This is a genomic window from Methyloglobulus sp. (genome assembly GCF_040079455.1).
Lineage (GTDB): Bacteria > Pseudomonadota > Gammaproteobacteria > Methylococcales > Methylomonadaceae > Methyloglobulus.
Genome location: NZ_JBEBKJ010000051.1, coordinates 1 through 26,638, shown reverse-complemented (window position 1 = coordinate 26,638; position 26,638 = coordinate 1). Strand labels below are relative to the sequence as shown.

Sequence of the window (26,638 nt, the reverse complement as noted above, 5' to 3'; positions counted from 1 at the left end):
CATTCAAAGTTAGGCTATCAATCCCCGTTGCAGTTTGAGCGGGATTTTTATAAGAAGGCTGTCTAAAAAAGTGTCCGGTTTATATTGACCATTACAAAATCCTGTGCTTCGCCCATTTCATAAGTCGATTTGGAAAATTCTTTGGCAAACGCGGCGGCGCGTTGGCGAAGGGTGTTGACATCAAGGGTTGCGGTCATATAGAAGTGCTATAATGTGGGCGTAGTTAATACGGGGTAATAATAGTTGTTCTACACCTTTTTTGCCGATATGGCTTATCTTTTACATGGTTACATCTTGCTTCTTCCCGCATCGGATAAGGGCTTATGACCGAAAAATACGATCTTCATTGCCATTCTAATGTTTCTGACGGTGTGCTGTCGCCAACCGAATTGGTGCGTCGGGCGCATGGACAAGGCGTGACTGCATTGGCCTTGACGGATCATGATACGACGGCGGGCCTTGATGAGGCGAAAACGGCTGCAACTGAAGTAGGTGTTAAGCTGATTGCGGGGATAGAGCTGTCTGCAAGCTGGAAGGATAAGACTTTTCATATTGTGGGTTTAGGCATCAATCCTGATTATCCACCGCTGTTTGACGCGACCCGTCAGCTACAATTGATACGCTTTGAACGGGCCGAACAAATTGCCGCCAAGCTGGAAAAAAAACGCATTCCCGGCGCGTTGGAAGCGGTGACTAAAGCCGCAGGGGACAGCATGATTACCCGTACGCATTTCGCCGATTTTCTGGTGTCGCACTTTCACGTTTCCAGTCAACAAGACGCGTTTGACCGTTATCTCGCCAAAGGTAAGCCCGCTTATGTAGCGACGGCTTGGGCAGAAATGGAGTTGGCGGTTAACTGGATTATCCAATCGGGCGGGGTAGCGGTATTGGCACATCCCCTGCGTTATAAATTAACCCCAAAATGGATGAACCGTTTGCTGACCGCATTCAAACAGGCTGGAGGGCAGGGCATAGAGGTGGTGACTGGCAGGTGTAATGCCGATGAAATTAAATTGGCGGCTAAATACGCGAATGATTTTGAATTGGCGGGTTCTGTCGGTTCCGATTTTCACAATCCAGCAAACCAATGGATCGAGTTAGGCAGGCTTGCGCCGTTGCCTGTGAATGTTAAGCCTGTTTGGGAGTTGTTTGGCTAGAAAGCCCGTTTTATTATTTAACCGCCATTCATAATCAGTATGTTACGCTATTGTAAGTATCAACAATGGGGATGGGGACGTAATCAATGGGTGCACTCGATCAAATAACGGCAACTTTGGCGTTAACTATGGGCTTGGCTTGGGCTAGCGGTATTAATCTGTACGCCACTTTGCTGACCTTGGGCTTTCTTGCCAACAGCGGCAATATCGATTTGCCACCGGATTTACAGATTGTGGCAAACCCGTTAGTTATGGGCGCTGCGGGCATTATGTATTTTGTTGAATTCTTCGTCGATAAAACTCCTGGAGCAGATTCTGGCTGGGATGCGATCCACACCTTTATCCGTATTCCTGCCGGGGCGATGTTGGCTGCTGGTGCGGTGGGAGACCTTAATCCTGCTGTCGAAATCGCTGCTGCCTTATTGGGTGGTAGCCTTGCGGCTGGCACACATGCCACCAAAGCCGGTACGAGAGTGATGATTAACACATCACCAGAACCTTTTAGTAACTGGATTGCGTCAATCGGGGAAGATGTTATCGTTGTTACAGGTGTTTGGGCAAGCATCAACCATCCGGTTTCATTCTTGATTGCACTCGTGTTATTTGTGATATTGATGATCTGGTATTTGCCCAAAATTTGGGTGGGTGTAAAAAAAGTTTTTCGTTTTATCCTGGGTTGGTTTAGAAAAGAGGGTAGCCCACCGGATTTTAATCTACCCCAGTAATGAATTCCCTATTGACTGTAAGGGCGTAATCGCGTCTAATGGCGCTCTTTTGTATGACCGCCCAGGTAGCTCAGTCGGTAGAGCAGAGGACTGAAAATCCTCGTGTCGACGGTTCGATTCCGCCCCTGGGCACCATTCATTCTGCTTACGTCAACAAGCCACCCCAACACCGTTCAAATGCCCAGGTAGCTCAGTCGGTAGAGCAGAGGACTGAAAATCCTCGTGTCGACGGTTCGATTCCGCCCCTGGGCACCATCTTTATATCCATTTCGTGTCAGTTTTGTACTTCCCTGGTTTTATTTTCTTAGGAGTAATGTAAAAACCCGTTGGAAAATGATTAGCGTAACGTTTTATTTTTTATGGGAATCTCTAAAAATTCAAAAAACTCCTTCGCCCTCTGAGATGCCTACATGGATGTAGGTAGTAGGGCAATGCAGGAGCTATTGCCGAGAAGGTTGGGATGAGGGATTTAAAAGCAAGCATTTACAACCCTCACCCTAGCCCTCTCCCAGAGGGAAAGGGGATTTTTAGAGATCCCTTAATTTAAAAAATCACTTTTAACACAGACAGATTTTTCGAGGATTACAGTATGAAAGTTATTTATTTGATAGGCTTAATATTTTTGGCTGGTTGTACACAAGACCAGCAAAACCAACTTTCCAGAAAAGTAGTCGAAATATTGGATAGCGATTATTTGATTACCTACGCTAACGGCACGACCAGCAAAACCTGGACGATCAAGAACGGTAAGGTAACATCGAGTGATAAAGGCTATTACTACTTTTGGGACGACAAAAAACATTATGTTCAAGTGCCTATCGTAAATACGATTATCGAAGAAATTGATTAATTGAGCGATTGCAAGAACCAGTTCCTTTTAGGAAAATACTGGCTAGGTTGATTCCATTCATGGTTAGACAAGCTCACCACGAATGGGCTCAGTATAAACTGTTCGTAATGAGCCTGACGAAGGATGCTCGTAAATGGCAACATGCACCACATCCCACTGTAGGATTTGTCTAATATTCCGGCATTACCCTTTGCTTTAGTTTAAAATCAAGCCCTTTATCCGTTTCAATTTACCTGTTTTTTTCTGAATCATGAATGCACCGTCGCTTGACGTTTTGTCGTCTTTAACTACCTTGCGAGATTATATCCGCTGGGGTGCCAGTCGATTTACTGAAGCCAAAATAAGTTTTGGTCATGGTAGTGCAACGGCGCTGGATGAAGCGGCTGCGCTTGTGCTGCATACACTGCATCTTCCCTATAGTTTAAGTGAATTTTATTTACAGGGAACGTTAACGTTGCAAGAAAGGGAAGCGGTTGTGGCGGTTTTCGAGAAACGGATAACGGAACGAAAACCAGCTGCTTACTTAACACAAGAAGCAGTTTTTGCAGGATTGTCCTTCTATGTCGACGAGCGGGTGTTGGTGCCTAGATCACCTATTGCCGAACTCATCGAACAGCGATTTGCTCCCTGGGTGGAAGAAGAGCAGGTTGGCCGGATTTTGGATTTATGCACTGGCAGTGCTTGTATCGCTATTGCTTGCGCTTATGCATTCCCTGATGCGGTGATAGATGCGGTCGATGTGTCGGCGCACGCGCTTCTGGTCGCTGAAATCAATGTAGATAAACATCAACTCAAAGATCAAGTGACTTTATATTGGTCGAACCTATTCGATGAGCTACCCAATATCCGATATGATGTCATTGTCAGTAATCCGCCGTATGTGAGCCTAGAAGAGTGGCAGCAACTCCCTGCCGAGTTCCATGCCGAACCAGAAATGGGTCTTGTTGCGGGTACAACTGGCTTGGATATCGTCGTGCGGATACTGGCGCAAGCAAAAGATTATCTAACCCCTCAGGGGATATTGGTCGTCGAAGTGGGTAGCAGTGCGGAAACGTTGCAAAAAACTTTCCCGAATGTCGCTTTTTATTGGCTGGATTTTGAACGTGGCGGTGATGGCGTGTTTTTGCTGACTGCTGAACAAGTCATTGAATACCATGATGTTTTTACTAGTGCTTTGAAATGATTAAACGGATCTAATACTTCAATCTTCTTCAAGGCAAGGGTGGCTATGCAAATTATTAATATAAACAATGGGTTGAAGAAGAAGTAAGCTCCCTCTCCTGCTGGAGGGGTTGGGGTGACGACTGCATGGATGCAGGAGGTAGGGCAACGCATGGAGCGGTTGCCGAGGAGAATAAAATCAGTTTTTTATATCTCCCTCATCCCAGCCTTAGCGTCGTAGGCTCCATACCTACTCCCGCACTTCCGCCATCCCTGGCGGTCGTCCCTCAAGGGAGAAGGGGAATTTTATATTTTTACAGGTTCACGTATGTCTGGAAACACGATAGGAAAATGTTTTACCGTCACCTCCTTTGGCGAAAGCCACGGCCCTGCGATAGGCTGCATCGTCGATGGTTGTCCTCCGGGGATGGCGTTATCAGAAGACGATTTGCAAAACGACCTGGATCGAAGGAAACCCGGTACTTCACGGCATACCACCCAGCGGCGGGAAGCCGACGAGGTTAAAATCCTGTCTGGAGTTTTTGAAGGCAAAACGACGGGAACACCAATCGGCTTGTTGATCGAAAATACCGACCAACGCTCCAAAGATTATTCCAAAATTGCCGAAACTTTCCGTCCCGGACATGCCGATTACACCTATCAACATAAGTATGGGTTCAGGGATTATCGTGGTGGCGGTCGTTCTTCGGCACGGGAAACTGCCATGCGAGTGGCGGCAGGCGGTATTGCCAAAAAATACTTGCGCGAAATCGCCGGAATTGAAATTCGTGGTTATTTGTCCCAATTAGGCCCCATCAAAATTGAAACTGTCGATTGGAACATCATTGACAGCAACCCCTTCTTTTGCCCTGATGCGGATAAAGTCGCCCAAATGGAAACCTACATGGATGCCTTACGCAAAGAAGGCGAATCCATCGGCGCACGGATTGAAGTCGTCGCCACTAATGTGCCGCCCGGCTTGGGCGAGCCGATCTTCGACCGTCTGGATGCCGATTTAGCACATGCTCTGATGAGCATCAATGCGGTCAAGGGTGTGGAAATTGGCGGCGGGTTCGATTGCATCAATACCAAAGGTACACAATTCCGCGACGAAATCACGCCTGACGGTTTTTTAAGCAACCATGCCGGTGGTATTTTGGGCGGTATTAGTAGTGGCCAGCCTATTACGGCGAGTATTGCGCTGAAACCCACTTCCAGCCTTCGACTTCCTGGTCGCAGTATCAATACCCGTGGTGAAGCTGTAGAAGTGATTACCGAAGGCCGTCATGATCCCTGTGTTGGCATACGGGCAACACCGATTGCAGAAGCCATGATTGCGATTATCCTCATGGATCATTTTTTACGGCATCGGGCGCAGAATTTTGGGGTAGATTCGGGATTGGCGATTTTGAGGTAGCCCCTACATTGATGATTAGATTAATAGCTTGTATTCTAGTAATTCTATCTTTTGCAGTATCAGCAAATAGTGTTGAAAGTACTTGTTATGGATCTGTGTCGAATGGAAAACTTGAAAATGGTATTAAGTTGCCAGTTTCAGGCAGGAATTTTTCCGCCTATAGCTTGTTAGGCAACATTCTCGGGCGAACTTATCTTCATTCACAGGCAGTAGATATAGTTTTAACTACTTATCAGGCTTTAGAACAATCTGCTGCTGGTAAAGTTTTTACATATGGTGAAACTGGTTGGGCATCAGGAGGCCGTATTAGGCCGCATCGTACACATAGGAACGGATTGTCAATTGATTTTATGGTACCAGTCATAAATCAAACTAACAAATCAGTTTTTATACCAACCGGTGTTATTAACAAATTTGGATATGGTCTTGAATTTGATGAAAACGCCAAATATAAAAACTATAAAATCGACTTTGAAGCAATCGCTGAGCATCTATACCAATTAGACATAGTTGCTAAAGCAAAAGGTTCGAGTATTGCCCTTGTTATTTTTGATTTGTCTTACTTGCCTAAACTTTTTGCATCAAAACATGGGGAATATTTGAATACTAAAGTCAATTTTATGAAAGGAAATCCTTGGATTCGACATGATGAACACTACCATGTTGATTTTTCGATTCCCTGCAAGCCAATGAAAGACAAATAGATTATTCTTTAAATTCAGTTGTGATTGGCTCATCGCCTTAATTTAGAAAAAAATAATTTAAGATGTCAGTTCCATATTGGCGACTCTCCAGTTTTTACCTATGCTATTTCGCCACGTTAGGTGCGTTCATTCCCTATTGGAGTTTATATCTAAAAGAAAACGGCTTTAATTCTGCTGAAATAGGCCAATTATCTGCGCTTTTGGTTGGCACTAAAATCATTGCGCCAAATCTTTGGGGCTGGATTGCTGACCACACCCGTAAAAATCTGCGTATTATCCGCTGGACTTCGTTTTTTGCCGTGCTTCTATTTGCCGGGTTTCTGGCCATCCATAACTATATGGAATATGCATGGCTCACCATTGGCTTTAGCTTTTTCTGGAATGCGCCATTGCCGCTGTATGAGGCGACAACATTAGCCCACTTACAGGTAGACTCGCACCGCTATAGCCGCATTCGTTTATGGGGTTCGGTGGGTTTTATACTGACGGTCGTTGGAGTAGGCAAGATGCTGGATAGCCAACCCATAATGTTGCTACCCATCGTAATCACTGGCTTACTGGCTTTGAATTGGTTAACGACCTTGGCAACACCAGAAAGTCGCACTGTCAGCTATGACCACAGCCCGATTCGACTAGCCAGCATCATCAAAAAACCGGAAGTGCTAGCATTCTTGATGGTGTATGTGCTGATCCAATTTGCCCATGCCCCATACTATGTCTTTTATTCAGTCTATCTGAAAGACCATTTTTACACGACCACGACTACTGGGCTGCTCTGGTCTTTGGGTGTAATCGCTGAAATTATTTTGTTCATGCTTATGAAGGGCTTATTGAAGCGCTATTCCTTACGCAGCATCTTGTTGACCAGCTTGGTATTTGCCATATTGCGCTGGGTGTTGATAGGTGGCTATGTTGATAATCTTGGCTTGCTGTTATTTGCCCAATTGCTCCATGCCGCCACGTTCGGAGGGACACATATTGCCGCTATCCATTTTGTACATCGATATTTCGATCAACAACATCAGGCTAAGGGGCAAGCTTTGTATCATAGTTTGAGTTTCGGATTGGGCGGTATGTTAGGCAGCCTGTTTAGCGGTTACTATTGGGAGTCGATGGGATCGCATGTTGTTTATGCTGCTGCTGCGTTAAGCTGTGGCATCGCTTTTGTTATCGCTTATATTTGGGTAGGGCGAGGAGATAGCCTATCCTTACGTAAAAGCTAAAGTAAAAAACCAAAAAAACTTGCACCTTCAACCTTTCACCTAGTACCTTATGTAACATTCTATTATTCGGGGTTAATGTGTTTGAAATCATAAAAAGTGGTGGTTGGATGATGTTTCCAATCATTTTGAGTTCGATTATTGCGATGGCTATCGTCGGCGAACGCTTCTGGTCGTTACAAAAGAAGAAAATTTTGCCGCCGGACTTACTTCCTCAGGTAAGGAGGCTGTACGTTGAAAATAAAATGGATGAACCTACGCTACGCCGTTTGAAAACCAGTTCACCGTTAGGATATATATTGGCGGCTGGCCTTGCCAATAGTAATCATGGCAGGAGGATTATGAAAGATTGTATGGAAGAAGCAGGCCGCAAAGTTGCCCATGACTTGGAACGCTTTCTCAATGCGTTGGGTACGATTGCGGCGGTAGGGCCATTATTGGGCTTATTGGGTACCGTATTCGGTATGATAGAAATATTTTCTTCCATGATGAAGCACGGTGCAGGCGATCCCAGCTCTTTGGCGGGAGGGATTTCGGTGGCATTGATCACAACCGCAGCCGGATTGACTGTCGCCATCCCCAGTTTGATTTTTCATCGTTATTTCGAACGCTTGGTGGATGAATTCGTGGTCAGCATGGAAGAGGAAGCCTTAAAACTGATTGATGTGCTACACGGTGATCGTGAAGAGGTATCCTGATGAGGTTTCAACGTAAAAGAAGGGAACGAGTTGATATCACATTGATTTCGATGATTGATGTATTGTTTGTATTGTTACTTTTCTTTATGGTTTCGACGACTTTTGACCGGCATACCGAATTGAAAATCAATCTGCCGGAAGCTAAGGGTTCTGAAGCTGAAGACCATCCTAAAAATATTACTATGGAAATTGATGCCAAAGGTGTTTATAACTTGGTTGCTAGTGATGGACAAAGCCATATATTACCCGACCAGAACCGGGAAACACTAACGCGTGAATTATTAAAACTTGCTTACCAAGCAAAAGACCTTCCATTCATCATCAAGGCCAATGATAACACTCCTAATAAAGCAGTTATGACAGTACTGGATGTTGCCGGGCAAGTAGGATTTAGCCATATTACTTTCCCGACGCAAGAACCGAAGACACAAGAATGAAGAAAACACTTGCCCGTTGGGCGGTGGATGTTTGGTATAAGGATGCTTTTCTTGGCATATTGTTGTTGCCGTTTGCCTATATATTTTCTGATATTGTTAGGTTCAGGCGATATTTATATCGCTGTGGCGTATTAAAAAGCCACACATTGCCTGTTCTGGTTATTGTCGTCGGCAATATAACGGTGGGTGGAACAGGTAAAACGCCACTAATCATCTGGTTAGCCGAATTGCTTAAAAATTCGGGTTACAAACCAGGCATAATCAGCCGAGGTTATGGTGGGCAATCTGATGCCTGGCCGCAAATTGTTAATGAGAATAGCGATGCCAGTAAAATAGGCGATGAAGCCTTATTGATAGCCAAACAAACCGGCTTGCCTGTGGTTGTTAGCCCTTCACGAGTTGATGCCGCAAAAAAGTTACTGGATAAATTCGATTGCAATGTGGTGTTATCGGACGATGGCTTACAACACTATAAGCTGAATCGAGATATTGAAATTGCGGTCATTGATGGTGAGCAGCGTTTCGGTAACGGCTATTGTTTACCTGCTGGACCTTTGCGTGAACCCATTTCACGATTAAGTAGTGTTGACTTCATTGTCGTTAATGGCAATAAGTATGAAGATAATGAATTTTCCATGCAATTAGTTGGCGATACGGTGATAAACCTGAGTACAGGTGAGCTTAAGCCGTTGCAAGAATTTCGAGGGATAGCCTGCCACGCTTTGGCGGGTATAGGGAATCCAGAACGCTTTTTTAAATTACTTGAATCTGCTGGTTTGTTGTTTACAACGCACAGTTTTCCCGATCATCATCCCTTTTCCCGTAACGATATTGAATTTGGTGATAATAAACCCGTACTAATGACTGAAAAGGATGCGGTAAAATGCACCGGCTTTAACGGAGAAAATCATTGGTATGTGCCAGTGAAAGCCGTTCCTGAATCCGCTTTCGGGCAACAATTATTAGACTTACTCCTTACAATCCAAGCACAAAGAATATGATAGATAAAAAACTGCTCGACATCCTGGCTTGCCCTCTGTGTAAAAGCCGTTTAATTTATAACAAAGCCAATCAAGAACTTATCTGCCGGGCTGACCGCTTGGCTTTCCCCATCCAGGACGACATCCCCGTCATGCTGGAAGACGAAGCCCGCACATTGACGACTGAAGAAGCCGATGCCTTATACAAATGACGCTGCGCTTTAAAGTCGTCATTCCTGCCCGTTACGCGTCCACGCGCTTACCGGGCAAACCGCTGCTTGATATTGCCGGAAAGCCCATGATTGCCCATGTCTGCGAGAGAGCGCAGCTTGCAGGTGCAGAAGAAGTCGTGGTCGCAACAGACGATGAGCGCATCATGAAAACCGTCACCGATCTGGGTATACGAGCCATCATGACGCGACCAGATCACCAAAGCGGCACGGAAAGAATCAACCAAGTTGCCGAACTTTGCGGTTGGTCAGAAAATGAAATCATCGTCAATGTGCAAGGCGATGAGCCGCTAATTCCCCCTGAAATAATCCAAGAACTTGCGGCGGTTTTGGAAGGGCAACAGCAAGCCGGAATAGCCACCCTTGCAGCTAAAATCCTCGATCAAGAAGAAATATTCAATCCCAATGCCGTAAAAGTGGTGTTAAACAAGGCTGGCTATGCCCTGTATTTCAGCCGTGCGCCGATTCCCTGGGATAGGGATGGCTTTGCCAAGCAGAACAAACACGTATCCAAAAAGATGCCTTATTACCGACACATCGGCATGTATGCTTACACTGTAGCTTTTCTCAAACGCTATTGTCAGTGGGAATCCTCCGTATTGGAAACCGTTGAATCCTTGGAACAACTCCGCATTCTTTGGCACGGTGAGGCTATCAGGGTTAAAGTAGTTGCTGGAATCCCGCCTGCTGGGGTTGATACAGTGGAGGATTTGATAAGGGTTGAGGAGTTGATATTAGGGCATCTCTAATAATTCCCCCATTTCCCCATGATTTTTGCATACCCTGAAATAGCCCTAAGATGAGATAATAGTGGCCACTCCATCAAGGCCTGATCAAGCCCATGAAATTACCCCGCCAACCTGGCTTATTCGATGTTGAAGAACGCGCCGAGCAACTGACCGACATGGGCGATCCTCTGGTAGGATTGAAGGCTCGCATAGACTCGGAGGTGTTCCGGCCTGAACTCAATCGGGTGGCATGACAAGGCCAGAAAAAGTAATGCCGGGGTCAAATGTCGTGCTGATGTTTAACGTGCTGGTGCTCCAGCAACGGCACAGCCTGTCGGATGATGGTATCGAATACCAGATCCGCGACCGTTTCAGTTTCATACCCACAGGGCGCAAGTGCGCTTCCTGGGACTGCAACTGGAAGACCGCGTCCCTGATGCCAAAACCGTCTGGTTGTTTCGGGATCGGCTTAAGGCCTTGGGCTTAGCCATGGTGTTGTTTGCCCGTTTTCATGAGCAGCTGGCTGCCCAAGGCTATATTGCCCAGGCTGGGCAATAAAATCAAAACGGATAGACCAGCATGTTTGCGCGGCTAATCCGCCCATTTATTCCGTCTTGGCCTTGATCGAAATACACCTCAGCTTACCTATGGTTTAATTTGCGTTTCCCCAGGACGAAGAAACTTAAGGAAGTTGCAGTCCCAAAAAGCGTACTTGTGCCCTGTGGGTATGAAACTGAAACAGTCGCGGACTTGGTATTCGATGTCATCATCCGACAGGCTGTGCCGTTGCTGGAGCACCAGCACGTTAAACATCAGCACGACATCGATGGGCTTGGCACCGGCATTACTTTTTCTGGCCTTGTCATGCCACCCGATTGAGTTCAGGCCGGAACGCATCCGAGTCTATGCGAGCCTTCAATCCTACCAGAGGATCGCCCATGTCGGTCAGTTGCTCAGCGCGTTCTTCGACATCAAATAATCTGGGTTGGCGGGGTCGTTTCATGGGCTTGATTAGATCAAGATGAAGCCATCCCTACTATCTCATTTTAATACGATTTCGGGGTATGCAACAATCATGCGGAAATGGGGGAATTATTAGAGATGCCCTTATATAAATACCATCAACCAAACTACAATAGAGCGGGAAACGTAAACACCCGTTTTATTGTGATGCTTTAACCCAACTGGTTTTTGCTTGTTCCCAGCTCGATCCGCATTATTCATTCGGCAATAAAAGAGTGCCTATATCCTGCAATACAACCCCCGCATCCATAAATATTATTTCTAAATCAATTATCTAGCGTTGCTAATCTTGGTTGGTCGATGCCTAAAGTTGGACTCAATCCTGATATTGATCCCTCCGTCATTCCGGTTTACTCGTTGGTCTTTGGGCGAGGAAATTTTGAAGCGTTTTTATTAAAATCGTAAATTCTGGAAGTTTTGTAACTCCCTGACAGCCATTTTCTGGTACGAAGTGTTACCTAGTTTAACCCAGAGATTCATCACAAAATAACCATAGGGCAGTGAAGGGCCTTGCTCAGAATAGGCGATTTCATGAAAATGTTTGTTCTCATTTTCGTGGTGACCAATATGATGAGGTAGGCCGATCAAGGCGTATCGACTTAGTGAGGAATGACTGACCCAGCCATAGGTTTTGCCGAATTGCCCATTTTCCAAGCCCCAATGCTGGAAATAATTAACGGTTTCCAGAATGCGTACGGCGGCGATGGCTTGGTAAAAAAACATGAAGGCGGCTAGCCAGCCAAAATAGGCAATGATTAACATCAGTAGCGCGAGTTCGATTAGCAAACCTTGAAATACTTGATTATCGATAAGGCGATGCTGATTTTGGCTAAGGGTTAGCCGATCCTCTTCTGAACGCCAGGCATAGTGTAAATAACCCAGATAAACCCGCCGCCAATAGTCCTTAAAACTTTCGCCCAATTTTGCTGTGGCTATGTCATCGGGCATGCTTAGGTTGAGGTGATGGCCGCGTTTATGGGCGACGACAAAATGTTCATAACAAACGGTGCATAACAATAATCGGCCTAGCAGTTGCCAACTGAATTGTGGACGGTGTATTAATTCATGGGCAACCACGATTCCTGATGTACCGGAACTAGTTCCCACCAAAAATCGGATGACAACCAGATTAACTAGGCTGATGATGATGTCGTTATAGGACTCCCAGCGCAGTTGGCAAACATAATTTAGCATGAGAATTATGTTTGCCAATTGTAACAGCGTCAACGCATACAAAATGCCATCATAAAATTTCTGTGAATGTTTCGGGATGGATTCAGTTTTAAAATTAGGACTGAGCCAATCAGCCAGCAATATTAACCAGAATGGGATCGTCCAGGCCAAGGCACTGGTGATACTATGCAGACCAGTACTCAAGAACATTAAGGTGGCGACCGGCAAAATAAAGCACAGTAAATGCTTAAAATGGCTGAACATCACAATTGCACTGCAATGTTATGGGAATGAATGGTCATCATATTGATACTGCCTTTTAATAGTTGTTATTAGCACATGGGCGTTTCAATAGATACTGCCCAATCAGTGAAAATTTAAAGCGCGTGCTAACGGTTTGTAAAGAACAATAACCCGTATAAATTCGCTGCCAATGGGCTTGCATGATGTCTTCTCCGTAACAGGCAGATTGTTCGTCAAGATAAGCTTCTATAGATTTAATCGCGAGTGCTGAGTGTCCTGACGACAAGTTATCGATGGAAATATGAACATCGACGATGGCGGGGCTAATTTCCCAAAACTTAAGTTCTTCAGACAGTCGAATATAAACCCTGCCTAACCCGCTGAGTTCGATAGCCATATTCAATCCTAAAAGTTCAGGCAAAAAGGCACTGGGGAATTTGGAAATAGCCATTAGATAAACCGGAATATCAAAAGCACTGCCGATAAAACTGGGGTGTTTGATAAAGTCCCTGGAATAAATCGGCGGTAATTTGATAGCCAAACTGTCGAGCAATTCCTGATAAATATGAGGATGATTTTGCGCCAGAATGCCATTCCCAGTTTCGTCTTCGTAAATCTTGTGCAACAAAGTGCCAATTGCATGGTTGGAATAGTAATCCAATTGCTGAATGCCTTGTAGCCAACTGCCGTCGGTCAGGATAGTCGGTGCAAACTGTTCAATTCCCCAAACGTAAGCGTTTTTGGATAACTTGGGGTTCTTGTTTAATGGTTTATAAGTATCGACTTCGCGCTGGTAAAGCGACTTGATATAGCCTTCAAAGGCTTGGTGGCTGTAGCGGCGGAAGGGTAAGCGATTGAAGAATTTTGCTAAAGCCAGAACTCGACTGACTTTAGCTTTAGCAGTCGGTAATACTTCTGGGTAGAGGTCGTTGTTGACCAGATAGAAGTAGAGATCTCTATTGCTCAGTTTGGTGTAATTGTTCTGATCTACTTCTTGGTAATCATTTTCTTGTGTGTCCTTATCGGTCTGCTTCAGTGTTGTATTACTGGAGATGCTCTTTAAGCCGGCCTTGTAGTTTGTGGATTTATGTTTTTTGCCATGCGTCAAGGCAGGATTTAATTCGGATAACAACCAGTCCTTGATGATAGCTTTACCGCTTTCATCAAGGACTCCAAACATTGGGCCGTTAAACTCAAACAGTTTCAGTAGCTTACTGTTTTCTGGCTTTTCACGGGCTACGTATGGTGAATGTAATAAGGTGGCTAGAAAGTTTACACTTTTGAATGGCGTTTCCTTAAACCATTCATCTAGGGTTTTACTGCCTAAGCGAATTTTTCCGTGGTGGCCGATGGCATTGGGGATTAGCATCGCAAGCAATTTCTCCACGGATTGTCGAGGTGACAGGGTCGTGTGTATTTGTGAGCTGATGCGGTGATCGCAGAGTTCAAGTTGTTGTTGATGCAACCAGAATCCGGATTGAATTCGCTGCCATAAGCCGTCGGCTTGTTGACTAAATTCGCCTAGATAGGTTTTGATAATCGCTGCAATGTGCGTAATTTCTTGTTTACGGTTGTCACTTCTGGAGGTTACAAAATCAGGAAGTTTAAAGTCGTCAGAACCAGGAAAAACCAGTTCCGGCAGACTTAAGGTTTGGCAATAAGACAAGGTAAAGCCCAGGATTTCTGGAAAAAACACTCTGGGGAATTGAGCTAATGCTAATTGGATAGCCGAAAAATCGAAAATTTCATCGCCAACGTCGGTTTGTTTTGCGAAAGCTAAGGTATGTAGGGCAGGTAATTCAATGCCTGACGAGAGCAAATAGGCATGATAGATTTCCCTGCTATTGCTTTGATTGCCATCCGTTAGCCTTAAGTAGACCGCCATCAGGTCAACGACCAGCGGAGTTTGGCTGGTAACCGTTTGCGAAATGGTCGCTAACCAGCTTGGTTCAGTAAAATAAATCGGTGCAGTTTGCACCAGGCAGTCATTCAACGCCGATTCTGGCAATGGGTAAGACTGTGGAGATGTCGTGTGTTTAAGTAGAGCTGCCAGTGTAGCAGGGCTGTATTTTGCGCTGATTGCGTCAGCATATTCTTTATTAACTGATTGAAAATGGTGTTTTAAATAACCATAAGCGCAGGGCAGGGCGGTGTAATGTTCGCTGATATGGATCAAGGCATAAAACAAGTTGCGGCTATTGTTTTGATAATCTTGCGTAGCCAAATTAGCCGATTTAGAAAAAACCGGTATTAATGTTGGCTCTAGGGAAAGATTAAACTCATTCATTGCGTGGCTTAGTGATTAAATAATCATTGACCACCAGTACATCCAAGCCAGTCGTCATAAATACGGTCAGTGCATCCTCAAGGCTATGAACCAAGGGTTTGCCCATTATATTAAAACTTGTATTAAGTAATATAGGCACTTGAGTAAGTTGGTAAAACTGTTCGATTAACTCGTAAAAACGCGGATTCGACTCTTTTTTGACAGTTTGCAGCCGTCCAGTTCCATCGACGTGGCAGGTCGCTGCGATTTTACTTTGCATGGATTGGCGAATTTTCAGGGTTTTGTCCATATAAGGCGACTCCTGGTAGTTCTCGAAATAATCATCTGCATATTCATGCAAGATGGAAGGCGCAAAAGGGCGGAACATTTCCCTAAATTTGACCTTTTCGTTGATTATATCTTGTATTTTCGCATCTCTGGGATCGGCGAGTATGGAGCGATTTCCTAAAGCCCGTGATCCATATTCGGCGCGGCCTTGCACCCAGCCGACCAGCTTGCCTTCGGTCAGTAACTGGGCAGTTTCTGCGGTAATACTGTCCGGTAAATGCTGAACAGTAAGCGATCTGTTGAATCGTATCAAACGCTCAACGGCATCATCCTTGATCGTCGAGCCGAGATAAGGTGTTTGCAGTTTTGGTGTTTTTTGCTGTTGTGGCGAGATTTCATGATAAGCCAACCACGCCGCACCCAAAGCACAGCCGTCATCAGCTGGGGCAGGGGGGATATACACTTGCTTGAACCCAGTGCGTTGCGTGACCGTACCATTAAATGACGAATTCAAGGCACAACCGCCAGCTAAAGCCAGACTTTCACATTGGGTAACTTCACATAAATGGGTCAACAATTGAGTAACTAAATCGGCAAAGAACACTTGTCCGGTATAGGCTATTTCCGCCAGTTCTTCCAACGTACTGTCAGGGCGTTGCTTAAATTCACCCAGCTTGGCGATTTGCTCAAAAAAATTTTCAGCAGGATGTGTGCAATCAAAGCCATTTACTGCAATGATGGAATTAAGCAAGTCATAAAGTCTTTGGTTGATCTTGCCATAAGAAGCTAAGCCCATCACTTTCCATTCCTCGCCCTTAAGCCAGTCAAACCCGCATAACTCCGTGATTTTCATGTAATACAAGCCTAAGCTGGCTTTGCCTAAGCCCTTAGCTTCGTGCAGTTGTTCCAGTTTTCCGTTCCGGTAGCTGTAAAAAGCCATCGCGCCATGTTCGCCGTAAGAATCAATCACCGCACAAGCGGCTTCCTCAAACGGACTGCCATAACAGGCGATTGCCGCGTGGGTCAGGTGATGGTCGTAATCCTTAAACGCTATTTCACAATCAGGGTAATATTCTTGAAGAATTCGCACCAAATTAAGTCCAGCCCGGTCTATGCTGTTCCGCTGGCAGGCCATCATGTGGTGCAATTGGTAATTGGTAAGCGGTGAATGCAGCTTCTTGACGCCCGTTTTCAATAAACCTGGTGCAGACAAAAAGCCCAGTTTCTTGATGATATTTTCGTAAAGTGGACGCTTTTTCCGCCAATTGCTGGCGATTACGATTTTTTTGGGATTAGGACAATACTGTTCAAGCAGCTCAGGTAGGCGAAACAACTGGTCGGGTTCACAATTGAGTGCTCGCTTATTTTGCATAAACCGTTCCGTCGCTTCGGCAAACAAGACTTCGCCTTCATTGCTAACAATAGCCAAGGCGGAATCGTGATAAGTTACCGATAGCCCTATGTAATAGGTTGACATTCAGTTTTGCCCTTCTCTCATGTACCCGTTTTTTTAATCAGTAGTATAGGATTTTTGTCGTTATCTGACCTAATACTTCTTTCTGCATTGGGCCACACAGTTATGCAAGCCAATCTTAATGTTGTCAAATGGAATTTTTTGTATTCTTGCCTGATCTAAATGGAAGCTCACAAGTTATACCAATCCCAATAAGTTCTCATTGTTACCTTCTCCAAAGGGAGAAGGCTAGGATGAGGGGATTTATATAACAACTTTTTGGAATTGGTATTAACTTGCCACCCGCTACATGAGCGGAGGAATTATTTCCGTCAACCATTCAAACATCGGAAGCAAACTGTTGCTTTGCGGTCGTGCTGAACTGAAAGCATTCCGACTAATCCATGTCGGTAATTCAGTACTGTATCTGGAAGATTGCAAAACCATCAATGATATTTTTACCAAAACTCCCCAAGCAATTGCGCTTTGCCTATGAAAAAGCGATACCTGCCAAGGCATTTCGGGAAGCATCGGAGGAATATTTGAAAATCAATCTTGGGCAAAATATACTGAATGGTAGCAAGCATTTAAAGGCTTTAACGGCAACTACCTAGATGTAAAAGAAGGCGATTACTACGATCTGATCTTTGATACGAAAACCGGTTTAAAATTATTTTTGAATAAAAAACTGTTGGGTACTTTAAAAGACCCCGAACAAGGTTTGGCCTATTTTAACGTTTGGTTTGGCAAAGAACCTTTTCCCGAAGACTTGAAGAAAAATCTGCTGTCAGCGAGTTTGTCAAAAAGATAGCGAGTGAAGGGGAATTATGCACGGCATGGCACAGTTTTCGTTACAATCATCGTTTAAACCTAGTGTTGTGCTAACGCCTAATCATGCCGTATTCAAGCTAAATATGAGTAACGAACCTTTTACTTTTGAACAAATCCATATCGAAGTGGCGCGTAATGCTTCTGATGACTTTAACTTGTTTCACGATAAGCATAAATGGCTACAGATTACCCATAATCCGTTTAAAGGGCCTATCGTTCTGGGTTATCAGCTCAATACTCTGATTGAGTATCAAATGCGCCTGTATCGGGAAGCGCATCATGAAAACAAGGTGATTGCGGAAAACAACCTTCGCTTTAGCAATTATCAAATTACCTTTGTTAACGCTGTTCGTCCGAGAATTCCGGTCTTTTTGGACATTAAAAAGACGCTGATTAATACTATTCCTAATCTGACGCTTGCCAATCGTATTTCCATGAAATCCGATGGCAAAACCGTGTTGCTGGGATTTAAAAAGGAAACGCAAGTACCGCTATTTTTGGCTGATACCCGACTCGACAACCTACCTGACCTTAACGAAATTCCTGACCGTACTACCGTTCCCGGTACGGATTACTTCCTCAAACGGAAATATTTGAATAACGGCTCAGTCAAAAATTTCCTATCAGGATCTTTTGCTGAACAATCCGATTATTTTGACGAATTGACACAAGTTGCCAATTATCCTGAAGTTTTTCCTTGTAGCTTGACTTCCGGGGCGTTGCTGGAAAAAGCGCAATTGGAAAATCACGACTTTAAACTCAACCCGATGGTCTACACTTCTCACGAAATCTCTGTTGACCGCCAGTATGTCGGCCAACTTAAAAATAATGACACTCTGAATATTCTCGTTAAACAACTGCCGGAATCACGGGGAAAAACCTTAAATCAGACCAACATTCAGCTTAGGAGTTATAACTGTTACGGCTTATTAGAAAATAATGACGTTTTGTTCAGGATAACCATGAATCTTGTGCCTTTGAAAGAAATACTCAAAAACTTAGCACAGAAATAATGGCATTAATATGGGAGAAGCCCATAAAATTCTCTCCTTCTCGTGTTCGAAAGGGTTGGGGCGAGGAGAATAAAATCAACTGTTTTATCCCCCTCATCCCGACCTTCTCCCTCAAGGGAGAAGGGGCAGATACTTGTGTAGATACCTATGCCTCAAGAGAGAAAGGGGTTCTTGGCTAAAATGAACGACAAAATGTCAAATCAAGGCTTTTCTTACGGCGATTTACGAACATTAAAACTGCGGCCTTTTATTTTGCCATTTCTTAAGCAGGTAAGGGCGGTATTGACGCTTTCCTGTTTTATCGCCACATAAGCATGATTATCGAAAATGTCGATTTTGCCCACTTCACTGCCAGGAATGCCCGCATCGCCAGTTAAAGCACCCAATATATCGCCCGGACGTACCTTATCTTTGCGGCCTCCAGCTATCGATAACGTGACCATTGGCGGTTCAAACCTATCTTCGCGGCTCATTTTGAAAGGCACAACTTCATCCCATTTAGCCGTAGTATTTTGATACTCTTCAATGGCTTTAACCCTGGGCAGTTCCTGCTGCGTACATAAGCTCAGTGCCAGGCCTTTATTGCCCGCACGGCCTGTTCGTCCAATCCTGTGGACATAGATTTCGGGATCCCATGGCAATTCGTAATTAATCACTGCCTGCAATTCTTTAATATCCAAGCCACGGGCAGCAACATCGGTTGCTACCAAAATAGAACAGCTTTTATTGGCAAAACGCACCAACACTTGATCTCGGTCTTTCTGTTCCAAATCGCCGTGTAATGCCTGCACTGAAAATCCGTTATTCTCCAATTCATTGGCGACATCGTGACAATCTTTTTTGGTATTGCAGAAGATGACTGTTGATTCTGGACGATGATACGATAATAGATAGCCTAGTGCATTGGTTCTCCGGCCTTTCTCTATTTCATAAAAAAGTTGCTCGATAACGTCAGCATGATGGCCTTCCTCAATACTTACAGTAACCGGCTTATACTGAAATTTCTGGCTCAGTTCCCGAATCGGGTCAGCAAACGTGGCGGAAAACAGCAAGGTTTGCCGATGCGTTGGAGCATAAGCGATAACCTCAGTAACGGCTTCTTCAAAGCCCATGTCCAGCATTCGGTCGGCCTCATCCAGCACCAGAATTTTTAAGTTGCTTAGGTGTAAGCTGCGTTTACGCAGATGTTCCTGTAATCTACCCGGTGTGCCGACGACAATATGAACACCATGCCGTAAGGAATCGGTTTGCGGCCCGAAGGGTACGCCGCCACATAAGGACAACACTTTAATATTTTGGGTGAACCGCGCCAGCCTGCGGATTTCCTTGCAGACTTGATCGGCCAGTTCACGAGTAGGGCAAACCACCATCGCCTGAATCCTAAAACTGCTCAAATCTAAGCGTGAGAGCATTCCAATACCAAAACAAGCGGTTTTGCCGCTGCCAGTTTTAGCCTGTGCAATGACATCTTTGCCTTCAAGGATGTGTGGCAAACTTTCAGACTGTATGGGAGTAAGCTGGGTGTAACCCAAGGATTCTATATTTTCAAGCAGGGCGGGTTTTAACGGTAACGATGAAAACGTGGAAGACTTCACAATGCACTCTTAAGTAAACTGAATGCCGACGAACTGTCCCCATTCAATTGCTTATGATACCAGATGCTGATGCTTTAAGGCGGGGCAGCAGACCGAAACATTACTTCCGCCAACCTTTGAGGTTTTCCAGGTTGCGGTCACAAAATGGCATTACGAATTAAAACCGATTACGCCCACCAGCCCAAAATCAACACCAATACCAAGTTAGCAAACACCCCCGCCAGCACATCATCCAACATAATTCCAAAACCGCCTTTAACGCGTCTATCAGCAATTTTAATAGGCCAAGGTTTTAAGATGTCGAAGAAACGGAACAGGATAAAACCTAGCACCACGCCTTGCCAGCTAAATGGTATCCACCACAAGGTAATCAGGTAGCCGGCGATCTCATCCCAGACGATGCCGCCAAAATCGTGTTCGCCCAGCTTATTTGCCGCCAGCCCACAAATCCAGATGCCCACAATCGTAACGGCTATCATTACCAAGCTGTAGAAGGTATTCCCCGTTTGCGCGAGCAAGCAATAAAGCGGCACTGCTGCCAATGTGCCGCATGTTCCGGGGGCTTTTTTTGCCAAACCGAAACCGAAACCGAAAGCCAGGAACAGGATTGGATCGGTGATGATTTGTTTGGGGGTTAAACGGTTGTTACCATATTCTGAATTAATAAACATCAATAAACCTTTTCATGAGCAGATTTCGGTTGAGCCAAGGACATTCTTACAAAATATGGTTAGTCCAAATAAAACACGAATGTCACGGATTTGACGGATAAACATAGATAAGAAGAGCAATTATTCACCGAGTGGTCTTTAAGCCCTCTCCAAAGGGAGAGGGTTGGGTGAGGGGAAATAAAAATAAAGAAAACCATTTAACCCTACCCCAATCCGTGTCATACGTGTTCTAGCAAGCATATACCTAATAGTTACTAAAACCCTAAGAAAAATGCTCAAACCCTTTGATCTCCAAGGGTTGGATGTTACCTGATTTGTTGAGCCGCAAGCCCGGTTCGGATTCGATAACACCGATTTTAGTGTGGGGAATTGTTAGATTTTGAACCTTATCTGAGCTGACGGTAAAGCACAGCTCATAATCGTCCCCAGCAGTCAGCGGCATCGCCCAATCGCCAGTGTCTTCGATATAGGTAAGGACTTCTGTTGATAATGGCAAGTCTTCCCATTCGATACACGCACCAACTTGGCTTTGTTGTAGGATATGCCCTAAATCACCAACCAGTCCATCAGAAATATCGATACAGGCATTGGCTATACCGAGTAAAGCCTGACCCGTCTCGATCTGCGGATCAGGTCGGTTAAACCGCTTTAAAGCCGCATCCGGTTGTTTGCAATCGTAACCTTGGTTAATTTTTAAGCCCAGCCCAGCATCGCCAAGATGACCCGTCACGCAAACAATGTCGCCAGTTTTGGCTGTTGAACGTCTAAGTGCTTGTCCCGTAGGCACTAAACCTAAAGCCGTCACAGTTAACGTTAACGAGCCGGAAGTAGTATCACCACCAATCAAATCCACTGAATAACGTTCTGCCAAAGCAAAAAAGCCATCGGCGAATGCTTTCAGCCAATTTTCATCAACTTTGGGTACAGTTAACGCGAGCGTAACGGCCAGCGGTTTTGCGCCCATGCTGGCGAGGTCGCTTAAGTTAACCGCTAACAATTTATAACCCAAATCAAAAGGGTCACAATCCGCAAAGAAATGAACCTTTTCCACCATCGTATCGCTAGTTATCGCCAGTTCAAAGCCTTGCGGAATTTTTAATAAGGCGCAGTCATCGCCTATGCCCTGAGTGACAGCCTTATTGACAGCTTGACGCTTGAAAAAACGGTCGATTAGGGAGAACTCGGTGATGGAATTGGTCATTTAGGAGAATAGAATCGTAGGTTGGGGTGAACTTGTGAACCCCAATGAATAACAATCCGCTGAAATTTTTGGGGTTCGTTCCTCACCCCAACCTACGCACTAAATTCATTTTGTATGTTTTTAATGAAACTACCGTGCCGGACGGGGCATGTTGTCCCGTCCACATAGTTTTAATGAGCTTCAATATTGTAAACATCAATAAAACGTAAGTGACGGGGTAACATACCCCGTCACGCCCAAAGTGGTATCTACCGTGCTACAAGGCTACAATGTAGGCAAATTATAAATGCCAACATCGTCCTTTGATTTATATTTTGTTCCATCAAATCGGTATGTGATATTTTTAGCTGGAACAATCTTATCTGCGTCAAAATCCATAACAGTTCCTTTAACTGTTACCAACAAATCGGGATATTCAGGGTTACTGCCTGCTATCTTCGATAATGTTCCGCTATAAGCGTAACAGTTGCAGCTGCCTTCCGTTGAGTATTCAAGATGGATATACCCAATATATCTCCAATCATTGTTTTTAAATTCAAATAAGCCGACCCCAGAATCCGTATCGCCTTGTATGCTATAACTAAAAGGTACCATAAAAACTGTAATTCTTGGAGATAACTGCATAGTTTCTGCGACTTTAATGTCAGGAGCGTAACCCCATGAGCCAAAAGTATCGAAATTTAATTTTTTAGAAACTAATTTCCATCCAGATGGGGTAAATTGATAGGTAGCTTCACTGATGTCTGGCTGGCAGTTATGACAATTTTCGATTTCGCCTTTATCATTAAGTGTTTGAGTATTAAAAAAAACAACATGAAACCTATCTTTTTCAGAAGTAAAAGACTGGTTAAACCATACGCCTGTTATTTTATTTTCTGCGATTTTAGTCCTGCCTTGAAATTCTACCGATAAGAACCCGAACTTTTCCCCGAATGCCTTTTCACTAAAGCTAAATATTTCTTCAAAGGCGGATTTAATAATAGAAGAAGGTGGGTCTATTGAATCCATGTTGACGATACGTGATTCATTTCGCACAGAACAACTACTTATCATCATAGTTAAGACAAGAGTTATAGAAAATGTTTTATTCAACATAGATGGTATTTTGTTTGATTTTTTTAAATATGAGCAAGTAACCTCGATGTAACGTAGTGGAATCGAGGATAAACGAAACCTCCAATTCCTCGATTCCGTTACACTTCATCGAGGCTACTTGCTACTTGCTACTTGCTACTTGCTAAATTGAAATTACACTTCGACGTTGAACCACAGCATGAAATAAAATCTAAAAAGAACTTTCATCGTTCCCACGCTGGAAAGCGAGAACTATATTAGATTAATCTTGCGCCTTTTGCCTTTCGCCCTGCACCTTACTTTTTACCTCCACCTTCCTCTTCTGCTGCGCCACCTTATCCAAAATCCCATTCACATAGCGATGGCTGCCATCCGCGCCAAAGTATTTGGCAAGGTTGATGCTTTCATTCAGGACGACGCGGTACGGCATTTCAGGGCGGTACATTAATTCATAAGCCCCCAACCGCAATATCGCCCGTTCAACGGGATCAATAACGTCAACAGGGCGGTCAACGAATTCACTGAGGACTTCATCGATGGCATCCACATATTGGGGAATGCCGTGAAACAATTCCTTGAAGTAGCTTTTTTGTACGCCTTTTAAACGTCCGTCTTCCTCAAATTGTAATTCAATGCTGATAAGGCTTTGCCCCGTCATTTGCCATTGGTAGAGCGCTTGCACGACGGCTTTACGTGCGTTGGTTTTGGTTGAACTCATGGTTTGGCTAAGTTTTCCAGCAGGCTCATCATTTCAATCGCAGACATCGCAGCTTCCGCACCTTTGTTACCGGCTTTGGTGCCGGCGCGTTCGATGGCTTGTTCAATGGTATCGACGGTCAATACGCCAAAGCTTACCGGTATGTCATATTGCATAGCAACGGTAGCGATGCCCTTAACGCATTCACCAGCAACATATTCAAAATGCGGCGTACCGCCGCGTATTACTGCACCCAATGCAACAATCGCGTCATATTTTTTGGTTGCTGCAACGCGTTGCACGACCAAAGGCAACTCAAATGCACCTGGTGCTTTGACCAGATGGATGTTTGCCAAGTCAGCACCGTGACGGACTAAGGTATCAATCGCGCCAGCCTGGAGCTGTTCGACGATAAAGCTGTTAAACCGTGATGCGACGATGCAGACGGTGCGGCCTTGAGCCGATAAATTTCCTTCAAACGTTGTTATTGCGGACATACTGTTTCTCTTATTTTGCTAAAACTAAAATTCAAAAAGCTCCTTCTCCCTGAGGGAGAAGGTTGGGATGAGGGGGAATATTATAAATACCTTCCTCTTTTATTCCCCTCACCCTAGCCCTCTCCCTAAGGGAGAGGTACTTGTCTAACTACCTTCCCAGTCCTCACAACTGACGTGTTCAGTCACTTCCAGATCAAATCCCGCGAGGCCAACATACTTTTTCTGTGCACCCAATACCTTTAATTTGTGCACACCAAGGTCAGATAATATACGCGCACCCGTACCCGTCATACGCCAATCGGGCGACGCGGCAGCGGGGATGGTTACGCCATTGTCTTCGAGCTGATAGCGATGGATCAATTCGACCAAATTTTTATTGCTCTCGTTTTGCCTAATAACCACCAAAACGCCACGGCCTTCTTTGGCTATCTTTTGCATGGCAACACGCATCGAAATACTGCGGTCAGAGCGCTTCGACGAAAACACATCATCCAAAAGATTACGTGCGTGTACCCTGACCAGAACCGGCTCACCATCAGATACCTGCCCCATTACCAAAGCCAAGTGGAGATTATTGTCATTCCTGTCCTGATAGGCATACAGGCGAAAATCACCGAATTCGGTTGGGAAAGTACATTCACTAATGCGTTCCAGGGTGTTTTCATGCTGGATGCGATAATGAATCAGGTCGGAGATTGTACCGATTTTAAGATTATGATGTTGGGCAAATACTTCCAAATCCGGCTTTCTTGCCATCGAGCCATCTTCATTGAGAATCTCAACGATAACAGCGGCAGGTTCGACACCCGCCAATCGCGCCAGATCACAACCCGCTTCGGTATGCCCTGCCCTGTTCAATACACCACCCGACTTTGCCATTAGCGGAAAAATATGTCCTGGTTGGACCAGATCATCGGCTTTAGCATCCGCAGCCACAGCACATTGTACGGTTCGCGCCCTGTCTGCTGCGGAGATACCTGTAGTAACGCCTGTAGCCGCTTCTATTGAGACGGTAAAATTGGTTGAATGCGCGGTTTTATTTTCATTGGTCATTAACGGCAAACGCAACTGCTGGCAACGCTCGCTGGTCAAAGTCAGGCAAATCAAGCCACGACCGTAACGCGCCATGAAATTGATGTCTTCAGGGCGCGTAAAAGCCGCCGCCATGACCAGGTCACCTTCGTTTTCGCGGTCTTCATCATCCATGATAATGACCATTTTGCCTTGGCGTAAGTCGTCTATGATTTCTTCGATGGTGTTCATTTGAAAATTATCTTACTTATCTTGGTAATAATCGCACTTCGACAAGCTCAGTGCCAACAGCGAAAGGGTTTGATTCCGTTCGTAGCGAATCTCCACCAAAGGCACTCCCTTTGGTCGTCGAACCATGACAAGGGATCAACGTGTTCCGAGTTTTTGGTCATGGGTTAAACCTGTATTTTTGATAGACTTGTCAACTGTCGCATTCATTTTGGATTGACAAACCTAGGTTTGTCACTCCGATTAGTTTCTTAACCGATAAATCCGCTGTCCCGCAATAAGGTCTCGGTAATTGCACTTTTTGGTTTTGCAGCCGCCTCACCCAACAACAACCGTTCCAAATACCTCGCCAATAAATCAACCTCAAGATTGACTTGGCTGCCTACTTTTATATCTGCCAATGTCGTTTCCTTGAGCGTATGCGGCACGATATTAACACTAAACAACGCGCCACTCACGGTATTGACGGTCAGGCTGATGCCGTTGATGGTGATCGAACCTTTTTCGGCGATATATTTTGCCAACTCATCCGGGACTTTAAACGACAGTCGCCAGGAACGGGCATCCGGCTTAAGCTCGACAAGTTCACCAATGCCGTCCACATGACCGCTGACGATATGTCCACCCATGCGAGTCGTCGGTGTTAACGCCAGTTCCAGATTAGCGGGCGTTCCAACTACAGCATTTTTCAATGTCGACCGGGACAGCGTTTCATTGGAAACATCCGCGCAGAAATGCTGTTTACCTAATTCCACTGCCGTTAAACACACACCGTTGACGGCAATGCTGTCGCCTAGCTGGGTATCTGATAACGATAGCTTGCCAGTATTAATGGTTAAGCGGCAATCGCCGCCTTTTTGTTCGATTGCGGATATAAGACCGATTGCGCTGATGATTCCTGTAAACATTTTGATTACAACTTAGTAATACGGTTATTTTTACGCTTGGGTAGTTTTTTTGAAAAACTTGATTCTTCTTTACTCAGCTTGTCATAAATATCAAGCCCTTGCTTTCTAACAAAATATGCAAATAATAGCGGTAAAAAA

At 44.8% G+C, this 26,638-nt stretch carries 28 protein-coding genes, 2 tRNA genes and 2 pseudogenes; 19 read left to right on the top strand and 13 right to left on the bottom strand.

Translation table 11 applies throughout. The features are described 5' to 3' along the window. Positions 1 to 62: 62 nt before the first annotated feature. Complete coding sequence (locus tag ABL924_RS11770; RefSeq protein WP_349027283.1) at positions 63 to 197, bottom strand: hypothetical protein; 135 nt, start codon at positions 195 to 197, stop codon at positions 63 to 65. 126 nt (positions 198 to 323) lie between these two features. Here ABL924_RS11770 and ABL924_RS11765 point away from each other — a divergent pair, with 126 nt between their 5' ends. The 16 genes and pseudogenes from ABL924_RS11765 to ABL924_RS11690 all read left to right on the top strand — a co-directional run bounded on the left by ABL924_RS11765 (position 324) and on the right by ABL924_RS11690 (position 11,186). After that, a complete protein-coding gene (locus ABL924_RS11765; RefSeq protein WP_349027282.1) occupies positions 324 to 1,157 on the top strand; it encodes a PHP domain-containing protein in 834 nt (277 codons plus the stop codon). An 86-nt stretch (positions 1,158 to 1,243) separates the two neighbouring features. Next, the gene (locus ABL924_RS11760) at positions 1,244 to 1,882 is read left to right on the top strand and encodes a DUF4126 domain-containing protein (RefSeq protein ID WP_349027281.1); all 639 of its coding nucleotides are present in this window, start codon (positions 1,244 to 1,246) and stop codon (positions 1,880 to 1,882) included. A gap of 59 nt (positions 1,883 to 1,941) precedes the next feature. Continuing rightward, a tRNA-Phe gene (locus ABL924_RS11755) sits at positions 1,942 to 2,017 on the top strand. Between the two features lie 44 nt (positions 2,018 to 2,061). Beyond that, a tRNA-Phe gene (locus ABL924_RS11750) sits at positions 2,062 to 2,137 on the top strand. Positions 2,138 to 2,471: 334 nt separating this feature from the next. Further along, positions 2,472 to 2,732, top strand: a complete 261-nt coding sequence (locus ABL924_RS11745; RefSeq protein ID WP_349027280.1) for a hypothetical protein — start codon at positions 2,472 to 2,474, stop codon at positions 2,730 to 2,732. A 250-nt stretch (positions 2,733 to 2,982) separates the two neighbouring features. Next, the gene (prmB, locus tag ABL924_RS11740; protein WP_349027279.1) at positions 2,983 to 3,915 is read left to right on the top strand and encodes a 50S ribosomal protein L3 N(5)-glutamine methyltransferase; all 933 of its coding nucleotides are present in this window, start codon (positions 2,983 to 2,985) and stop codon (positions 3,913 to 3,915) included. A 306-nt stretch (positions 3,916 to 4,221) separates the two neighbouring features. Then, positions 4,222 to 5,310 carry a chorismate synthase gene (aroC, locus tag ABL924_RS11735; RefSeq protein WP_349027278.1) on the top strand — a complete coding sequence of 363 codons (1,089 nt, stop codon included), beginning with the start codon at positions 4,222 to 4,224 and terminating at the stop codon, positions 5,308 to 5,310. Positions 5,311 to 5,321: 11 nt separating this feature from the next. Further along, entirely contained in the window at positions 5,322 to 6,014 is a 693-nt protein-coding gene (locus tag ABL924_RS11730; RefSeq protein ID WP_349027277.1) for a replication initiation protein, read from the top strand. Between the two features lie 62 nt (positions 6,015 to 6,076). Next, positions 6,077 to 7,237, top strand: coding sequence for an MFS transporter (locus ABL924_RS11725; protein WP_349027276.1), 1,161 nt, complete (start codon positions 6,077 to 6,079; stop codon positions 7,235 to 7,237). 77 nt (positions 7,238 to 7,314) lie between these two features. Further along, on the top strand, positions 7,315 to 7,932 hold the full coding sequence (locus ABL924_RS11720; RefSeq protein WP_349027275.1) for a MotA/TolQ/ExbB proton channel family protein: 618 nt from the start codon (positions 7,315 to 7,317) through the stop codon (positions 7,930 to 7,932). Then, positions 7,932 to 8,369, top strand: a complete 438-nt coding sequence (locus ABL924_RS11715) for a biopolymer transporter ExbD (RefSeq protein WP_349027274.1) — start codon at positions 7,932 to 7,934, stop codon at positions 8,367 to 8,369. The genes ABL924_RS11720 and ABL924_RS11715 overlap by 1 nt, the downstream gene beginning before the upstream one ends. Beyond that, positions 8,366 to 9,370 (top strand): tetraacyldisaccharide 4'-kinase, encoded by a 1,005-nt coding sequence (gene lpxK, locus ABL924_RS11710; protein ID WP_349027273.1) that lies wholly within the window; start codon positions 8,366 to 8,368, stop codon positions 9,368 to 9,370. Before ABL924_RS11715 ends, lpxK begins: the two co-directional genes overlap by 4 nt. Continuing rightward, a complete protein-coding gene (locus ABL924_RS11705) occupies positions 9,370 to 9,561 on the top strand; it encodes a Trm112 family protein (protein WP_349027286.1) in 192 nt (63 codons plus the stop codon). The genes lpxK and ABL924_RS11705 overlap by 1 nt, the downstream gene beginning before the upstream one ends. After that, positions 9,558 to 10,328, top strand: a complete 771-nt coding sequence (gene kdsB, locus ABL924_RS11700; protein ID WP_349027272.1) for a 3-deoxy-manno-octulosonate cytidylyltransferase — start codon at positions 9,558 to 9,560, stop codon at positions 10,326 to 10,328. The genes ABL924_RS11705 and kdsB overlap by 4 nt, the downstream gene beginning before the upstream one ends. A 155-nt stretch (positions 10,329 to 10,483) precedes the next feature. After that, a pseudogene (locus ABL924_RS11695) lies at positions 10,484 to 10,862 on the top strand (transposase); the annotation flags it as partial. Positions 10,863 to 11,021: 159 nt separating this feature from the next. After that, entirely contained in the window at positions 11,022 to 11,186 is a 165-nt protein-coding gene (locus tag ABL924_RS11690; protein WP_349027271.1) for a hypothetical protein, read from the top strand. Here ABL924_RS11690 and ABL924_RS11685 read toward each other — a convergent pair. The 4 genes from ABL924_RS11685 to ABL924_RS11670 all read right to left on the bottom strand — a co-directional run bounded on the left by ABL924_RS11685 (position 11,170) and on the right by ABL924_RS11670 (position 16,777). Beyond that, positions 11,170 to 11,310 carry a hypothetical protein gene (locus tag ABL924_RS11685; protein WP_349027270.1) on the bottom strand — a complete coding sequence of 47 codons (141 nt, stop codon included), beginning with the start codon at positions 11,308 to 11,310 and terminating at the stop codon, positions 11,170 to 11,172. The genes ABL924_RS11690 and ABL924_RS11685 overlap by 17 nt on opposite strands. A 413-nt stretch (positions 11,311 to 11,723) precedes the next feature. Continuing rightward, complete coding sequence (locus tag ABL924_RS11680; RefSeq protein WP_349027285.1) at positions 11,724 to 12,767, bottom strand: fatty acid desaturase; 1,044 nt, start codon at positions 12,765 to 12,767, stop codon at positions 11,724 to 11,726. Between the two features lie 55 nt (positions 12,768 to 12,822). After that, positions 12,823 to 15,033 (bottom strand): iron-containing redox enzyme family protein, encoded by a 2,211-nt coding sequence (locus tag ABL924_RS11675; protein WP_349027269.1) that lies wholly within the window; start codon positions 15,031 to 15,033, stop codon positions 12,823 to 12,825. Then, positions 15,026 to 16,777: a carbamoyltransferase C-terminal domain-containing protein gene (locus ABL924_RS11670; protein ID WP_349027268.1), complete on the bottom strand. Its 1,752-nt coding sequence runs from the start codon at positions 16,775 to 16,777 to the stop codon at positions 15,026 to 15,028. Before ABL924_RS11670 ends, ABL924_RS11675 begins: the two co-directional genes overlap by 8 nt. 425 nt (positions 16,778 to 17,202) lie before the next feature. Here ABL924_RS11670 and ABL924_RS11665 point away from each other — a divergent pair, with 425 nt between their 5' ends. The 3 genes and pseudogenes from ABL924_RS11665 (at position 17,203) to ABL924_RS11655 (ending at position 18,597) form a co-directional block, all read left to right on the top strand. Then, a complete protein-coding gene (locus ABL924_RS11665) occupies positions 17,203 to 17,367 on the top strand; it encodes a hypothetical protein (RefSeq protein ID WP_349027267.1) in 165 nt (54 codons plus the stop codon). 11 nt (positions 17,368 to 17,378) lie between these two features. Beyond that, positions 17,379 to 17,564 (top strand): annotated as a pseudogene (locus tag ABL924_RS11660) (chalcone isomerase family protein); the annotation flags it as partial. Between the two features lie 103 nt (positions 17,565 to 17,667). Then, complete coding sequence (locus tag ABL924_RS11655; protein WP_349027284.1) at positions 17,668 to 18,597, top strand: hypothetical protein; 930 nt, start codon at positions 17,668 to 17,670, stop codon at positions 18,595 to 18,597. A 212-nt stretch (positions 18,598 to 18,809) separates the two neighbouring features. Here ABL924_RS11655 and dbpA read toward each other — a convergent pair whose 3' ends face one another. The 8 genes from dbpA to ABL924_RS11615 all read right to left on the bottom strand — a co-directional run bounded on the left by dbpA (position 18,810) and on the right by ABL924_RS11615 (position 26,500). Next, a complete protein-coding gene (gene dbpA / locus ABL924_RS11650) occupies positions 18,810 to 20,192 on the bottom strand; it encodes an ATP-dependent RNA helicase DbpA (RefSeq protein WP_349027266.1) in 1,383 nt (460 codons plus the stop codon). A gap of 167 nt (positions 20,193 to 20,359) precedes the next feature. Continuing rightward, positions 20,360 to 20,863 (bottom strand): phosphatidylglycerophosphatase A, encoded by a 504-nt coding sequence (locus ABL924_RS11645; protein WP_349027265.1) that lies wholly within the window; start codon positions 20,861 to 20,863, stop codon positions 20,360 to 20,362. 262 nt (positions 20,864 to 21,125) lie between these two features. Continuing rightward, complete coding sequence (thiL, locus tag ABL924_RS11640; RefSeq protein ID WP_349027264.1) at positions 21,126 to 22,064, bottom strand: thiamine-phosphate kinase; 939 nt, start codon at positions 22,062 to 22,064, stop codon at positions 21,126 to 21,128. A 264-nt stretch (positions 22,065 to 22,328) separates the two neighbouring features. Next, positions 22,329 to 23,072 (bottom strand): hypothetical protein, encoded by a 744-nt coding sequence (locus ABL924_RS11635; RefSeq protein ID WP_349027263.1) that lies wholly within the window; start codon positions 23,070 to 23,072, stop codon positions 22,329 to 22,331. Positions 23,073 to 23,400: 328 nt separating this feature from the next. Continuing rightward, positions 23,401 to 23,856, bottom strand: coding sequence for a transcription antitermination factor NusB (gene nusB, locus ABL924_RS11630; RefSeq protein ID WP_349027262.1), 456 nt, complete (start codon positions 23,854 to 23,856; stop codon positions 23,401 to 23,403). After that, positions 23,853 to 24,332 carry a 6,7-dimethyl-8-ribityllumazine synthase gene (ribE, locus tag ABL924_RS11625; protein WP_349027261.1) on the bottom strand — a complete coding sequence of 160 codons (480 nt, stop codon included), beginning with the start codon at positions 24,330 to 24,332 and terminating at the stop codon, positions 23,853 to 23,855. The genes nusB and ribE overlap by 4 nt, the downstream gene beginning before the upstream one ends. A 144-nt stretch (positions 24,333 to 24,476) precedes the next feature. Beyond that, positions 24,477 to 25,595, bottom strand: coding sequence for a bifunctional 3,4-dihydroxy-2-butanone-4-phosphate synthase/GTP cyclohydrolase II (ribBA, locus tag ABL924_RS11620; RefSeq protein ID WP_349027260.1), 1,119 nt, complete (start codon positions 25,593 to 25,595; stop codon positions 24,477 to 24,479). Between the two features lie 248 nt (positions 25,596 to 25,843). Further along, complete coding sequence (locus ABL924_RS11615) at positions 25,844 to 26,500, bottom strand: riboflavin synthase (RefSeq protein WP_349027259.1); 657 nt, start codon at positions 26,498 to 26,500, stop codon at positions 25,844 to 25,846. Positions 26,501 to 26,638: the final 138 nt, after the last annotated feature.